Consider the following 15011-nt stretch of genomic DNA (forward strand, 5'->3'; position numbering starts at 1 on the left):
CCAGTGTGCGCGGTGCCCGCCCCTCGGCGGCTACGTGCCGAGCCCCGGGTACAGCGGGTGCCTGTCGGCCAGGGCGGTCACCCGGGCCTTGAGCGCGTCGGCGTCGTACGACGGCTTCAGCGCCTCGGCGATGACGTCGGCGACCTCGGCGAAGTCCTCGGCCGCGAAGCCGCGGGTGGCGAGGGCCGGCGTGCCGATCCGCAGTCCGGAGGTGACCATCGGCGGACGCGGGTCGTTCGGGATCGCGTTGCGGTTGACGGTGATCCCGACCTCGTGGAGGCGGTCCTCGGCCTGCTGGCCGTCCAGTGCCGAGTTGCGCAGGTCGACCAGGACCAGGTGCACGTCCGTGCCGCCGGACAGCACGTCCACGCCCACCGCGCGCACGTCGTCCTGCACCAGGCGCTCGGCCAGGATGCGGGCGCCTTCCAGGGTACGGCGCTGCCGCTCCTTGAAGTCCTCGCTCGCCGCGACCTTGAACGAGACCGCCTTGGCGGCGATCACGTGCTCCAGCGGACCGCCCTGCTGACCGGGGAAGACCGCGGAGTTGATCTTCTTGGCCAGCTCGGCCGTGGAGAGGATCACACCGCCGCGCGGGCCGCCCAGCGTCTTGTGGGTGGTGGTGGTGACGACGTGGGCGTGCGGGACCGGGTTCGGGTGCAGGCCCGCGGCCACCAGGCCGGCGAAGTGCGCCATGTCGACCATGAGGTACGCGCCGACCTCGTCCGCGATCCGGCGGAAGGCGGCGAAGTCCAGCTGCCGCGGGTAGGCGGACCAGCCGGCCACGATCAGCTTCGGCCTGGACTCCTTCGCCAGCCGCTCCACCTCGGCCATGTCGACCGTGCCGTCCTCGCCCACGTGGTAGGCGACGACGTCGTAGAGCTTGCCGGAGAAGTTGATCTTCATGCCGTGGGTCAGGTGCCCGCCGTGCGCGAGGTTCAGGCCCATGATCGTGTCACCGGGCTTGAGCAGCGCGAACATCGCGGCGGCGTTGGCCTGGGCGCCGGAGTGCGGCTGCACGTTGGCGTGCTCGGCGCCGAACAGGGCCTTCACCCGGTCGATCGCGATCTGCTCGACCACGTCGACGTGCTCGCAGCCGCCGTAGTAGCGGCGGCCCGGGTAGCCCTCGGCGTACTTGTTGGTGAGGACCGAGCCCTGCGCCTCCATGACCGCGGCCGGGGCGAAGTTCTCCGAGGCGATCATCTCCAGCGTCGACTGCTGGCGGTGCAGCTCGGCATCGACGGCGGCGGCGACGTCCGGGTCGAGCTCGTGCAGGGGCGTGTTCAGAAGGGACATCTGCGGGTGCGCTCCTCAGCCGGTGGTGTGGGCGTCGTACTCGGCGGCGGAGAGCAGGTCCGCCGGCTCGCCCGCGAGGCGCACCTTGAACAGCCAGCCGCCCTCGAAGGGGGCCGAGTTCACCAGCGACGGGTCGTCCACCACGTCCTGGTTGGCCTCGACGACCTCACCGCTGACCGGGGAGTACAGGTCGGACACCGACTTGGTCGACTCCAGCTCGCCGCAGGTCTCGCCCGCGGTCACCGTGGAGCCGGCCTCGGGGAGCTGGGCGTAGACGACGTCGCCGAGCGCGTTCGCCGCGAACTCGGTGATGCCGACCGTGGCGACGCCGTCCTCGACGGGCGACAGCCACTCGTGCTCCTTGCTGTAACGCAGCTGCTGGGGGTTGCTCATGGCCTGATTCTCCTGTACGCGGGGGAGTGGTGCTGAAGGGGGGACCGCCGGGTCCGCCGGACGGGCGGGCGGCGTGTGCAGAGGGTCACGCCCTGTGGGCGGAACGCGACCGGCGCCTGCTGGTGGCGCCCAGGGTCTACTTCTGGCGCTTGTAGAAGGGCAGCGCCACGACCTCGTACGGCTCGTGGCTGCCCCGGATGTCCACGCCCACGCCGGCCGTGCCCGGCGCCGCGTGCGCGGCGTCCACGTAGGCCATGGCGATCGGCCGGCCCAGCGTGGGGGAGGGAGCGCCGGAGGTGACCTCGCCGACCACCGCGCCGCCCGCGACGACCGGGTACCCGGAGCGGGGGACCCGGCGGCCCTCGGCGACCAGGCCGACCAGGACGCGCGGCGGCGTCGACGCGGCGCGCTCGGCGGCCGCCTCCAGCGCCTCGCGCCCGACGAAGTCGCCCTCCTTCTCGAACTTCACGACCCGGCCGAGCCCCGCGTCGAACGGCGTCAGTGAGGTCGACAGCTCGTGCCCGTACAGCGGCATGCCCGCCTCCAGGCGCAGGGTGTCGCGGCAGGACAGCCCGCACGGCACCAGACCGACGCCCGCGCCCGCCTCGGTCAGCGCCTGCCACAGGGCCACGGCGTGCTCCGGCTTCACGAACAGCTCGAAGCCGTCCTCGCCGGTGTAGCCGGTGCGGGCGATCAGCGCCGGCACACCCGCCACGGTGCCCGGCAGGCCCGCGTAGTACTTCAGGCCGTCCAGGTCGGCGTCCGTGAGCGCCTTCAGGATGCCGGGGGACTCCGGGCCCTGCACGGCGATCAGCGCGTAGGCGTCGCGGTCGTCGCGGACCCCGGCGTCGAAACCGGCCGCGCGCTCGGTGAGCGCGTCCAGCACCACCTGGGCGTTGGAGGCGTTGGCGACCACCATGTACTCGGTCTCGGCGAGCCGGTAGACGATGAGGTCGTCCAGGATGCCGCCGTCCGCCCGGCAGATCATGGTGTAGCGGGCGCGGCCCACGCCGACGGACGCGATGTTGCCGACCAGGGCGTGGTTCAGCAGCTGCGCGGCCTGCGGGCCGGTGACGGTGATCTCGCCCATGTGCGAGAGGTCGAAGAGGCCGGCCCGGGTCCGCACCGCGAGGTGCTCGTCGCGCTCGGAGCCGTAGCGCAGCGGCATGTCCCAGCCGGCGAAGTCGGTCATCGTCGCGCCGAGCGAACGGTGCACGGCGTCGAGCGCGGTGCGGCGGAGTTCGGTACTGCTCATCGGTCGGTCGTCTCCCAGGCTGGCGATGGGCACCCCCGCGCGAGCGGAACCGGGCGTGGGGATGGGCGAGGAACGTTCCTCCCCATCTGTCATCGGAACCTGAGAGGTTCGCCATGACTCCCGGTGGACGGGCGGACACGGCTTGCACCTTGGGTGGAGCCACTGCGGCAGCGGCCCGCTTTTCAGATGTGCCTCGCCCGCGCGGTAACGGGGCCTGAGAGATTCAAGGGAGGGACTTGCTCCTTCGGCGCCCCAGCGAAGGCTGCTGGGGACTCTCCCGCGCGGATTCAAGCGGCCGGTATGCAGTTGGCGCGCACATCATTGCACGCCCGGCCCGATCACGGCAGGGCCGCTTCCGTAACCGGTCTGTGGCGGTACGCGCACGAAATCCCGAAGCACCGTGCATTACCTTCTCTTTACAGTTGCGGGGGACGGCGACGGCGGCCCACCCCAGGGGAGGACGATCACGGTGGACAGGACGACGACGCGGGCGGCGACCCCCGCCCTGGCGCTGACCGAGCGCGGTCTCGCGCTGCCCCGCCGGGCCACGGCCCGCGGCCGGGGCGCCCGGCACCTCGCGCCCGTGGTGCGCGACCTGCGGGAGCGCTCCGGCCGCAGCCCGCGCGCCCTGCTCTTCGGCCCCCGGGACCTCGTCGTGGTCACCGGGCTGCCCGGCAGCGGCAAGACCACGCTGATGCACCGCGCGGTGCACGGGGTGCGGATCGACTCCCAGGACACCCGCGATCGCTGGGACGCACGGGCACCCCGCCTGCTGCCCTACGCGCTCTACCGCCCCGTGGTCCGCCTCGCCCACTACGCGGGGCTGCGCCGCGCACTGCGCCGCGGCGGCGGCATGGTGGTGCACGACTGCGGCACCCAGGCCTGGGTCCGCGGCTGGCTGGCCCGGGCCGCCCGCCGCCGCGGGGGCCGGCTGCACCTGCTCCTGCTGGACGTGGCGCCCGGCGCCGCGCTGGCCGGCCAGCGCGACCGGGGCCGCGGCGTCTCCCGCTACGCGTTCCTGCGCCACCGCAGGGCCGCCGCCCGGCTGCTGCGCGCGGTCGAGCGCGGGGAGCCGCCCCGCGGGTGCGCCTCCGCGACCGTGCTGGACCGGGAGGCGGCGGACGCCCTGGGGCGCATCGGCTTCACGGGCTGAACCGGCTTCGGGGGCTGAACCGGCCTCACGGTCCGGGGGCCGAGGGGAGCGGGGCGCACGGCTTCGGCCGGACATTCCGGGGCCCCGGCCCCGCCTCCCGGGCCCTCCGCTCCGGGCCTCCCGCCGCGGGCGGGCGGGAGAGCGGCGACATGGCCTAGCCTTTCCGGTCACAGCAGTGGTTACCAGCAGGCGGTAGGCAGATGGACTTCCCGGCGGACTTCCCCGCGGACCTTCCCGCGGACTTCCCGGCACAGGCGCACCCCCACCCGCACGGCGGATGGCCCGGCAACGAGCTGGAGGAGGTGCTGTCGGCCTCCCTCGGCGTCCCCGGTGCCGGAGGCCGGATCGTCGAGGTGCTGGGGCGCAGCTTCCTGTGGATCCCGCTGCCCAGCGGCGGCGGCCCGGACAGCGGCCCCCTCGACCTGCCCACCCTGGAGATCGAGGGCCAGGTGTACGTGCCGGTCTTCAGCTCCGAGGAGCAGTTCCGCCAGGTCGCCGGCGGGCACATGCCGTACACGATCGCGCCCGCCGTGGAGTTCGCCCGCGGCCTGCCCCCGCAGGTCGGCATCGCCGTCAACCCGGACGGCGTGGTCGGCATCCCGGTGCCGCCCGCGGCCGTGGCCGAGCTGTGCCGGACCGGGCGGACCCCGCTGGACGGGCCCACGAGCGGCGGCCGTGTCCGTCTCTTCGAACCCGACTGGCAGGAGGACCCGGTGGACTTCCTCGCTGCGGCCGCCGCGGAGTTCGCCGAGACCGGTGTGGTGCTCACCGCCCGCCGCTGCCTTGCCGCCGTCGAGACGGCCGACCCCGTCATGTTCATAGGCGTCGAACTCTCCCAGTGGGAGGGCGACCTGCGGATCCGCCCGATGGACGCCCTCGGCCGCGCCCTCGGCCGGGTCGCCGCCCCCTGGCCGGTCAACCTGGTCCTCCTCGACGTGGCCCAGGACCCGGTGGGTGCGTGGATGCGCGAGCGGGTCCGGCCGTTCTACCAGCACGGCGGGTGAGGACCGCAGGGCCGGCGGCGGGCGCGGGCGCGGACCGGCTCCCGTCCGGACCGCACCGGGCCCGGTCCGGGTCCCGGTCCCGCGCCGGGGTGTGCGCCGCCGTGCACCGTCCGCGCCCGCGGGACGAGGGCGGTCGGCAGCACCCGGACGGGCTTAAGCTAGTGCCCCAACAGGCAGCGTTCGCCCCGTCGCGACGCCCGGCGCGCACTCTCGCAGCACCAGCCGAAAGCCCGAGTACGTCCCGTACGAGGACGCCCGGCCGGCACGCCGAGAGCCCGCACCGGACGCCGCTCCTTGACGGGCACACGGTGCCCGCCGGGGCGCTAGGTCCACGGCTCGGTCGAGGGCGCATGAAGGGGCGGTACACACGGTGAGCGCTGGCACAGCCGCGGCCGGGCAGGTCGAGCAGACGCTGCGCCAGGTGACACCCGGGCGCTACGACGCCTACGAGGCGCTCCTGCGCGCGCTCGCCACCCCGTCGTCCGGCCAGGTCTGGATGCTGTTGTGGCACGGCCAGTCCGGCTCGCCCGACGCGCAGTACGGCCTCATGAAGGCCGACGGCCACGGCTACGCGCCCTGCGTGACCTCCGCCCAGGAGCTGTCCGCGAGCGGCTGGAACCGTTCCTACGAGGTGGTGGACGGACTCGACGTCGCCCGCACCCTCTACCCCGACCACTTCGGCCTCTGGCTCAACCCGCACGCGCCGAACGGCGGCGTCGGCATCCCCTGGCTCGACCTGCGGCGCATCGCCGCGGGCCTCGACCGGCAGCCCGCCGGGCCCCTGCGGATGACCGAACCGGCCATCGAGGTCCCGCAGTTCTACGCCCTGCTCACGCAGAACGCCCACCGCACCCCGGCGGTCCGCTCGCTGCGCCGCGCCTGGGTGCAGCCCGCGCTCGGCGCGCCGTACCTGGCCATCGGCCTGGACGTGTACGACACCACCCCGCCGGCCGTGGACTCGGTGCGCGCGATGATGCAGCAGTCCGTGGGCGCGGTCCCCGACGGCCTGCCGGTGTCCACCGTCGCGATGTCCGACGAGTACGACCCGGTCGCGATGTGGCTGCGCGCCAACGTCCGGCCGTTCTACGACCGCGACGCCCACGCGGCGCCCGTCCAGGCCCCGGCGGCCGGGTACGGCTATCCGCCGGTCCACGGCGGCTACTGAGCGACGGTCCCGGCCGGTCGCGCCGCCCGCGCCGGGCTGCCCGCCCATGCCGTCGTGCGACGGCCCGCAATGTCCGCGCCGCAGGGCCTTCTTCGCGCGTAGATCGGCCGGTACGACCCGGTTCCCGTCCGGTATGCCGTGAATCGTCCGCGTCCGCCCGGCGTTACAGGCCGTCCGGATAACGGAACCCCCCAGACCGCATCACGTTTGCGCATCCTTTCACTGTCAAGTCTGGCACCTGATCACCCCCGCGTTGAAGACTCCCGCTCCAAGGGGCGTTCGCCCTTGTGTACGACGGACTGATCATGCCGCCACCGCGGCAAGTGCGCCCGGCTGCCGCCGGTTGAGAGGGGTCCCTGCCTAATGACGGCACCATTGCACGAGCCGACCGCGGAAGCGGCCCCGAGCGCGGCCGACGAGGCGGCGGTAGCCACCTCCGGCGCCAAGGCCGTCCAGGGACGCTCCCTGGGGCGGATCGCCTGGGAGCGCCTGAAGCGGGACAAGCTCGCCCTCACGGGCGGCGTCGTCGTGCTCGTCCTCATCGTGATCGCGCTGCTCGCGCCGGTGATCGCCGGCGCGCTCGGCCAGGACCCCGAGGTCCACCACGAGACCCTCATCGACCCGCTGTTCAGCACCCCCAAGGGTTCGCTCGGCGGCATCAGCGGAGAGCACCTGCTCGGCGTCGAACCGGTCAGCGGCCGCGACATCTTCGCCCGCATCCTCTACGGGGCCCAGATCTCGCTGCTGGTCGGCTTCCTCTCCGCGGTGGTCGCCGTCGTCCTGGGCACGGTCCTCGGCATCCTCGCCGGCTTCTTCGGCGGCTGGATCGACGCGGTCATCAGCCGCGTCATGGACGGCCTGCTCGCCTTCCCCCAGCTGCTGTTCATCATCGCCCTGGTCTCGGTCATGCCGAACGCGATGCTCGGCCTCACCGGCACGGGCGTGCGCGTCTTCGTGATGATCCTGGTCATCGGCTTCTTCGGCTGGCCCTACATCGGACGCGTGGTGCGCGGCCAGACGCTGTCGCTGCGTGAGCGCGAGTACGTCGAGGCCGCCCGCTCGCTCGGCGCGGGACGCTTCTACATCCTCTTCAAGGAGCTCCTGCCGAACCTCGTCGCGCCCATCATCGTGTACACGACGATGATGATCCCGACCAACATCCTCACCGAGGCGGCACTCAGCTTCCTGGGCGTGGGCGTCAAGCCGCCCACGGCCTCCTGGGGGCAGATGCTTTCGAGCGCGATCGACTACTACGACTCGGACCCCATGTACATGGTGATCCCCGGCGTGGCGATCTTCATCACGGTTCTTGCCTTCAACCTCTTCGGCGACGGCGTGCGCGACGCGCTGGACCCGAAGGGCTCCCGCTGAACCGCCGTACCCCAAGCGACCCGTGGTCCCACACGGGGTCTCTCATCAACACCGGAGGATCCGAGATCGTGACTACCCAACGCACCTCAGGGCGGCGCAAGCAGGCCCTCGCCGCTGCCGCAGTGGTCGCCGGCCTGCTGACCACGGCGGCGTGCGGCGGCAGCAACGACGGCGGTTCGAAGAACGGAGCGGCCGGCTTCGACGCCGCCAACAAGAAGGTCGCCCAGGCGTCCCTGGTCAAGAAGGGCGGCACGCTGAAGTTCGGCGCCGCCCAGGATGCCGACTCATGGGACACCACGCGCGGCTACTACGGCTTCATGTGGGACTTCGCCCGCTACTACAGCCGCCAGCTCGTGACGAACAAGGCGGAGCCCGGCAAGTCCGGCGCCCAGGTCACCCCGGACCTCGCCACCGGTCTCGCCAAGATCACCGACGGCGGCAAGACCTACACGTACACGCTGCGTGACGGGGCCACCTGGCAGGACGGCAAGCCGATCACCTCCAAGGACGTCAAGTACGGCATCGAGCGCGTCTGGGCGCAGGACGTGCTGTCCGGCGGCCCGACGTACCTGAAGGACGTCCTGGACCCGGACGGCAAGTACCAGGGCCCGTACAAGGACAAGGCCGCGGACCACCTCGGTCTGAAGGCGATCGACACGCCGGACGACAAGACCATCGTCTTCCACCTCCCGAAGGCCAACTCGGACTTCGAGGAGATGCTGTCCCTGGTCTCGGCCTCCCCGGTCCGCCAGGACAAGGACACCAAGTCCAAGTACGGCCTGCTCCCCTTCTCCTCCGGCCCGTACAAGTTCCAGTCGTACAACCCGGGCAAGGACCTGACGCTGGTCCGCAACCCGCAGTGGAAGGCGTCCTCGGACCCGATCCGCAAGGCGTACCCGAACCAGATCACGATCAAGTTCTTCTCCAACGCCAACGACCTGGACCAGCGCCTGATCGCCGGCGACTACGACCTGGACCTCAACCAGACCGGTCTGTCGCCGCAGGGCCGCACCATCGCCCTCAAGCAGCACAAGGGCAACCTGGACAACCCGGTCTCCGGCTACATCCGCTACGCGGTCTTCCCGCAGAGCGTCAAGCCGATGGACAACATCCACTGCCGCAACGCCGTGATCTACGGCGCCGACCACGTGTCGATCCAGACCGCGCGCGGCGGCCCCGTCGCCGGCGGTGACATCGGCACCAACATGCTGCCGCCGTCCGTGCCGGGCTCCGAGGGCCAGTCCTACGACCCGTACCAGATCGCGGGGGCCAACAAGGGCGGCAACGTCGCCAAGGCCAAGGAGGAGCTGAAGGCCTGCGGCAAGCCCAACGGCTTCAGCACCACCATCGCGGTCCGCAACAACAAGCCGGTCGAGGTGGCCACCGCCGAGTCGCTCCAGGCGTCGCTGAAGAAGATCGGCGTCAACGTCCAGATCGACCAGTACGACGGTTCGCAGACCACCGGCATCATCGGCAGCCCTTCGAACGTGAAGAAGAAGGGCTACGGCATCATCATCATGGGCTGGGGCGCCGACTTCCCGACCGTCCAGGGCTTCGGTCTGCCGCTGTGGAACAGCAAGTACATCGTGCAGAGCGGCAACAACAACTACGCCCTGATCAAGGACAAGACGATCGACGGCCTGTTCAGCGACTACGTCAACGCGCAGGACGCCTCGAAGAAGGCCCAGATCGCCACGCAGATCAACCACAAGGTCATGGAGGGCGGCTACTACATGCCCTTCACCTTCGAGCGGTTCATCAACTGGCGCTCGAACCGGCTGGCGAACGTCTACACGTCGGACGGCTACAGCGGCATGTACGACTTCGTCAACCTCGGCCTGAAGTCCACGAAGTAATCCCGGCACACCCGCCGAACGGCACGAAAGGCAGGTGAAGGCCGGCGCGGCGTGACCGTGGGCCGCCGGAAGACCTCCGGCGGCCCGCGGTCCGCGGCGGGCCGTAAGCTGTGCTCGCTTACCTCATCAGGCGGCTGTTCGCCGCCGCAGTGATGCTCGCGGTCATCATCCTGGTGGTCTTCAGCATCTTCTTCCTCGTCCCCAAGTGGGCGGGCGTCGACATCGCCACGAGCTTCGTGGGCAAGCAGGCCGACCCGGCCGCGGTCAACGCGGTGCGGGAGAAGCTGGGCCTGAGCGACCCGATCTACTCCCAGGTCTGGGAGTTCTTCAAGGGCATCTTCGCCGGGCGCACCTACGCGGCGGGCGGCGACGTCACCCGCTGCGCCGCCCCGTGCTTCGGCTACTCCTTCCGCAGCGAGCAGGCCGTCTGGCCGGTCCTCACCGACCGATTCCCGGTCACGCTCGCCCTGGCGCTCGGCGCGGCGGTGCTGTGGCTGGTCTTCGGTGTCGCGGCGGGTGTGCTCTCCGCCCTCAAGCGGGGCAGCCTGTGGGACCGCAGTGCGATGGTCGTCGCCCTCGGCGGCGTCTCGCTCCCGATCTACTTCACCGGCCTGCTCTCCCTGGCGATCTTCAGTTACGGACTGAAGTGGATCGACGCGCAGTACGTGCCGATCGGCGACAGCTTCACCGGCTGGCTCGGAGGCATGATCCTCCCCTGGATCACCCTCGCCTTCCTGTACGCCGCGATGTACGCCCGGATCACCCGCGCCACCATGCTGGAGATCCTCGGCGAGGACTACATCCGCACCGCCCGGGCCAAGGGCCTGCGCGAGCAGACCGTCATCGGCAAGCACGCGATGCGCTCCACGATGACGCCGATCCTGACCATGCTCGGCATGGACCTCGGCGCCCTCATCGGCGGCGCGATCCTGACCGAGACCACCTTCAGCCTGCCGGGCCTCGGCCAGAAGGTCCTCGACTCCATCAAGACCCAGGACCTCCCCTTCATCCTGGGCGTCACCCTGATCACCTCCGTCGCGGTGCTGATCGCCAACCTCGTGGTGGACATCCTGTACGCCGTGATCGACCCCCGAGTGAGGCTCGCATGACCGAACTCAGCAAGAGCGGGGCGGCCGTGGGCGAGCCCACCGCCTCCTCGCCCGCCTCGACCTCCTTCCTGGAAGTGCGCGACCTGAAGGTGCACTTCCCCACCGACGACGGCCTGGTCAAGTCCGTCGACGGGCTCAGCTTCCAGCTGGAGCGGGGCAAGACCCTCGGCATCGTGGGCGAGTCCGGCTCCGGCAAGTCGGTGACCTCGCTCGGCATCATGGGCCTGCACACCGCCGGCCAGTACGGCAAGCGCAAGGCGCAGATCTCCGGAGAGATCTGGCTGGACGGCACCGAACTGCTCACCGCCGACCCGGACCACGTGCGCAAGCTGCGCGGCCGCGAGATGGCGATGATCTTCCAGGACCCGCTGTCCGCGCTGCACCCGTACTACACGATCGGCGCGCAGATCGTGGAGGCGTACCGCACCCACCACGACGTCGACAAGAAGACCGCCCGTCGGCGGGCGATCGAGATGCTCGACCGGGTCGGCATCCCGCAGCCCGACAAGCGCGTGGACGCCTACCCGCACGAGTTCTCCGGCGGCATGCGCCAGCGCGCCATGATCGCGATGTCGCTGGTCAACAACCCCGAACTGCTCATCGCGGACGAGCCGACGACCGCCCTGGACGTGACCGTCCAGGCGCAGATCCTGGACTTGATCCGCGACCTGCAGAAGGAGTTCGGCTCCGCGGTCATCATCATCACCCACGACCTGGGCGTGGTCGCCGAACTGGCCGACGACATCCTGGTGATGTACGGCGGCCGCTGCGTCGAGCGGGGCCCGGCCGAGAAGGTGTTCTACGAGCCCCGGCACCCCTACACCTGGGGCCTCCTCGGCTCGATGCCGCGGCTGGACCGCGACCAGCAGGAGCGCCTGATCCCGGTCAAGGGCTCCCCGCCCTCCCTGATCAACGTCCCGTCGGGCTGCGCCTTCAACCCGCGCTGCCCGTACGCCGACCTCCCGAAGGACAACGTCACCCGCACGGTCCGCCCCGATCTGACGGAGATCGGCGACCGGCACTGGGCCGCCTGCCACTTGACGCCCGAGCAGCGGGAGCGGATCTGGACCGAAGAGATTGCGCCGAAGCTGTGAGTGAGAACGCAGAGGACAACGCGGTGAGCATCCCCGCACAGAGCGACGGCACGGAGCCGGGGCCGGGCACGGCCACCCTGGCGAAGGACCCGGCGCCCGGCGAGGTCCTGCTGAAGGTCACCGGCCTGCAGAAGCACTTCCCCATCAGGAAGGGCCTCTTCCAGCGCCAGGTGGGCGCGGTGCGCGCGGTGGACGGCCTCGACTTCGAGGTGCGCTCCGGCGAAACCCTCGGCGTGGTGGGCGAGTCGGGCTGCGGCAAGTCGACCATGGGCCGGCTGATCACCCGGCTGCTCGAACCGACCGGCGGCACCGTCGAGTTCGAGGGCAAGGACATCACGCACCTCGGCGTCGGCGGGATGCGGCCGATGCGGCGCGACGTCCAGATGATCTTCCAGGACCCGTACTCCTCGCTGAACCCGCGCCACACCATCGGCACGATCGTCGGAGCCCCCTTCCGGCTCCAGGGCGTCGAGCCGGAGGGCGGGATCAAGAAGGAGGTCCAGCGGCTGCTGTCGGTGGTCGGCCTCAACCCCGAGCACTACAACCGCTATCCGCACGAGTTCTCCGGCGGCCAGCGCCAGCGCATCGGCATCGCCCGCGCGCTCGCGCTCAACCCCAAGCTCGTCGTGGCGGACGAGCCGGTGTCCGCGCTGGACGTGTCGATCCAGGCGCAGGTCGTGAACCTGCTCGACGACCTCCAGCAGGAGCTGGGCCTCACCTACGTGATCATCGCGCACGACCTGTCGGTCGTCCGGCACGTCTCGGACCGGATCGCGGTGATGTACCTCGGCAAGATCGTCGAGCTGGCGGACCGTGAGTCGCTGTACCGGGCGCCCATGCACCCGTACACCAAGGCGCTCATGTCGGCCGTGCCGATCCCGGACCCGCGGCGCAAGAACGCCAAGAGCGACCGGATCCTGCTGAAGGGCGACGTCCCCTCGCCGATCGCGCCGCCGAGCGGCTGCCGCTTCCACACCCGGTGCTGGAAGGCGACGGAGATCTGCCGCACGACCGAGCCGCCGCTCAAGGAGCTGAAGCCGGGGCAGCAGGTGGCCTGCCACCACCCGGAGAACTTCGAGGACCAGGCACCGCAGGACACCGTGCTGCTGTCGGCCGCGAAGGAGGCCGCGGAGCTGGTGGCCGACGAGGTGCTCGCGGAGTCGGCCGCGACCTCGGCGGCGGTCGCCGCGGAGGTCGGCGCACCGGAGCCCGAGTCGCCGGCCGCCGCACAGCCGGAGCCCACGGCCGCCCCGGACGCCGAGCCCGTCGCCGAGCCGAAGGCCGCGACGGCGGAGGCCGCGGAGGCGAGGGCCGCGGAGCCGAAGGCCACGGAGCCCGACGTCGCCGAGCCGAAGGCCGCGGAGGCTGCGGCGCCGGTCGCCGCGGAGCCCGAGCCCGTCGCCGAGCCGAAGGTACCGGCCGCGGAAGCGGACGGGGTCGACGCCCCGGAGTCCGAGCCGAAGGCACCGACGGCGAAGGCCGCCGAGCCGGAGGCCGCGGAGCCGGAGGCCGCGGAGGCGAAGGCCACCGAGCCCGAGGCCGACGGGCCGAAGGCCGCCGAGGCTGCCGCTCCGGTCGTCACGGAGCCCGGGGCACCCGCCGGGAAGCCCGCCGCGGTGCCGGAGGCCGCCGCCGAGGAGCCCGCGCCCCCGGCCGACTCCGAGGCGCCCGCGGCGCCCGCCGAGCCCGCCGGGAAGCCGGCCGCGGAGAAGCCCGCGGCCGGCGAGTCGGAGGCCGCCGCGAGGCCGGAGGCCGACGGCACGAAGTAGCCCGCCCGCGGGCCGCCGTACGGGACAGGAGTCAACCACCCGGTGCCCATGACAAGTTGGCAAAGTCATGTACATGGTTAATCCTCGGAGCGCACAGTCGACCCTGTCCGACCGACCGGCACGCTCGAAAGGGACGACCATGGCACTCTCCCGTTCGGCACGCGCGGCGGCCGTCGCCACAGCGGCGGCCTCCTTCCTCGTCGTCGCCGCCTCCTCGGCCCCCACCCCCGGGGCCGACGGCATCGGCGACACCTACTTCCCGCGCCTGGGCAACGGCGGCTTCGACGCCCGCCACTACGCCCTCGACCTGGCCTACGCCCCGGACACCGGCCGCCTCGACGGCCGTACGACGCTCACCGCCCGCGCCACCCAGAGCCTCTCCTCCTTCGACCTGGACCTGCAGAAGCTCGACGTCACCCGGGTCGAGGTGAACGGCAGACGCGCCCGGTTCACGCGCGACGGCGACGAACTGCGGATCACCCCGCGCGCCCCCCTGGCGAAGAACCGCACCTTCACGGTCGCCGTCACCTACGGCGGCGTGCCCGAACCCCTCGGCGGACCCATCGTCTTCGGCTCCAGCTACGGCTGGATGAAGACCGCCGACGGCGTCTTCGTCGCCTGCGAGCCCAACGCCGCATCCACCTGGTTCCCCTCCAGCGACCACCCCTCCGACAAGGCGACCTACGACATCCGCATCAAGGCCCCGAAGGGCCTGACCGCGGTGTCCAACGGGCGGCTGGTCGGCCGGTACGACCGCGGCACCTCGACGTACACGCACTGGCGCGAGAGCCGGCCCATGGCGACCTACCTGGCGACCGCCACGATCGGGAAGTTCGACGTGCGCACCGGGCGGACGCCCGGCGGCATCCCGATCTACGTGGCCATCGACCCGAAGCTGGCGAACAGCAACGCCGTCGACGTCTACGCGGTCACCGCCGCCGCCACCGACTACTGGTCCCGGGTCTTCGGGCCGTACCCGTTCGAGGAGACCGGCGCGATCGTCGACGACATGCCGGAGGCGGGGTTCTCGCTGGAGGTGCAGAGCAAGCCCGCCTACTCGGCGGTGCGCAACGAGACCACGATCGTGCACGAGCTGGCGCACCAGTGGTTCGGCGACTCGGTCTCGGTGGAGCGCTGGAAGGACATCTGGCTCAACGAGGGCTTCGCCACGTACGCCCAGTGGCTGTGGGCCGAGCACCAGGGCACCCGGTCGGCCCACGACTCCTTCCTCGCCGGCTACGACTCCCGCCCCGCGGACAGCTCCTTCTGGCAGGTGAAGGTCGCCGACCCGCAGCGCGACACCATGTTCGCCTCCGCGGTCTACCAGCGCGGCGCGATGACGCTCCAGGCCCTGCGCGAGCGCATCGGCGACCGCGCCTTCTTCCGGCTGCTGCCCGCCTGGACCGCCCAGCACCGCTACGGCAACGCGAACACGTCCGACTTCATCCGGCTCGCCGAGCGCGTCTCCGGGCAGCGACTCGACGACCTCTTCCAGAAATGGCTGTTCACCACAGGGAAACCCGCCCTCTGAGCCTTGCATAGCAAGGTC

At 71.5% G+C, this 15011-nt stretch carries 12 protein-coding genes and 2 riboswitches; of the genes, 9 read left to right on the forward strand and 3 right to left on the reverse strand.

From position 1 onward, the window contains the following. Positions 1–30 precede the first annotated feature (30 nt). The 3 genes from glyA to gcvT form a co-directional block, all read right to left on the reverse strand. The gene (glyA, locus tag P3H78_RS28125) at positions 31–1293 is read right to left on the reverse strand and encodes a serine hydroxymethyltransferase (RefSeq protein WP_276111989.1); all 1263 of its coding nucleotides are present in this window, start codon (positions 1291–1293) and stop codon (positions 31–33) included. Between the two features lie 15 nt (positions 1294–1308). Next, positions 1309–1686 (reverse strand): glycine cleavage system protein GcvH, encoded by a 378-nt coding sequence (gene gcvH / locus P3H78_RS28130; RefSeq protein ID WP_276111990.1) that lies wholly within the window; start codon positions 1684–1686, stop codon positions 1309–1311. Between the two features lie 136 nt (positions 1687–1822). Continuing rightward, a complete protein-coding gene (gene gcvT, locus P3H78_RS28135; protein WP_276111991.1) occupies positions 1823–2941 on the reverse strand; it encodes a glycine cleavage system aminomethyltransferase GcvT in 1119 nt (372 codons plus the stop codon). A gap of 76 nt (positions 2942–3017) precedes the next feature. Continuing rightward, positions 3018–3133: riboswitch (glycine riboswitch) on the reverse strand. After that, a riboswitch (glycine riboswitch) is annotated at positions 3134–3231 on the reverse strand. It lies immediately after the preceding riboswitch. 173 nt (positions 3232–3404) lie between these two features. On the opposite strand from gcvT, the gene P3H78_RS28140 reads away from it, so the two are divergent. The 9 genes from P3H78_RS28140 to P3H78_RS28180 all read left to right on the forward strand — a co-directional run bounded on the left by P3H78_RS28140 (position 3405) and on the right by P3H78_RS28180 (position 14993). Continuing rightward, entirely contained in the window at positions 3405–4094 is a 690-nt protein-coding gene (locus P3H78_RS28140) for an AAA family ATPase (RefSeq protein ID WP_438828058.1), read from the forward strand. Positions 4095–4294: 200 nt separating this feature from the next. Next, positions 4295–5098 carry an enhanced serine sensitivity protein SseB gene (locus tag P3H78_RS28145; protein WP_276111993.1) on the forward strand — a complete coding sequence of 268 codons (804 nt, stop codon included), beginning with the start codon at positions 4295–4297 and terminating at the stop codon, positions 5096–5098. 370 nt (positions 5099–5468) lie between these two features. Continuing rightward, positions 5469–6263 (forward strand): enhanced serine sensitivity protein SseB C-terminal domain-containing protein, encoded by a 795-nt coding sequence (locus tag P3H78_RS28150; RefSeq protein ID WP_276111994.1) that lies wholly within the window; start codon positions 5469–5471, stop codon positions 6261–6263. A 363-nt stretch (positions 6264–6626) separates the two neighbouring features. Further along, positions 6627–7634: an ABC transporter permease gene (locus P3H78_RS28155; protein WP_276111995.1), complete on the forward strand. Its 1008-nt coding sequence runs from the start codon at positions 6627–6629 to the stop codon at positions 7632–7634. 68 nt (positions 7635–7702) lie between these two features. Continuing rightward, positions 7703–9490 (forward strand): ABC transporter substrate-binding protein, encoded by a 1788-nt coding sequence (locus tag P3H78_RS28160; RefSeq protein ID WP_276111996.1) that lies wholly within the window; start codon positions 7703–7705, stop codon positions 9488–9490. A gap of 110 nt (positions 9491–9600) precedes the next feature. Further along, complete coding sequence (locus tag P3H78_RS28165; RefSeq protein ID WP_276111997.1) at positions 9601–10599, forward strand: ABC transporter permease; 999 nt, start codon at positions 9601–9603, stop codon at positions 10597–10599. After that, positions 10596–11693, forward strand: a complete 1098-nt coding sequence (locus P3H78_RS28170; RefSeq protein ID WP_276111998.1) for an ABC transporter ATP-binding protein — start codon at positions 10596–10598, stop codon at positions 11691–11693. Before P3H78_RS28165 ends, P3H78_RS28170 begins: the two co-directional genes overlap by 4 nt. A 23-nt stretch (positions 11694–11716) precedes the next feature. Continuing rightward, positions 11717–13462 (forward strand): ABC transporter ATP-binding protein, encoded by a 1746-nt coding sequence (locus P3H78_RS28175; protein WP_438828059.1) that lies wholly within the window; start codon positions 11717–11719, stop codon positions 13460–13462. Between the two features lie 139 nt (positions 13463–13601). Then, entirely contained in the window at positions 13602–14993 is a 1392-nt protein-coding gene (locus tag P3H78_RS28180; protein ID WP_276111999.1) for a M1 family metallopeptidase, read from the forward strand. Positions 14994–15011: the final 18 nt, after the last annotated feature.

This window comes from Streptomyces tropicalis, assembly GCF_029269835.1.
GTDB classification, from domain to species: Bacteria; Actinomycetota; Actinomycetes; order Streptomycetales; family Streptomycetaceae; genus Streptomyces; species Streptomyces tropicalis.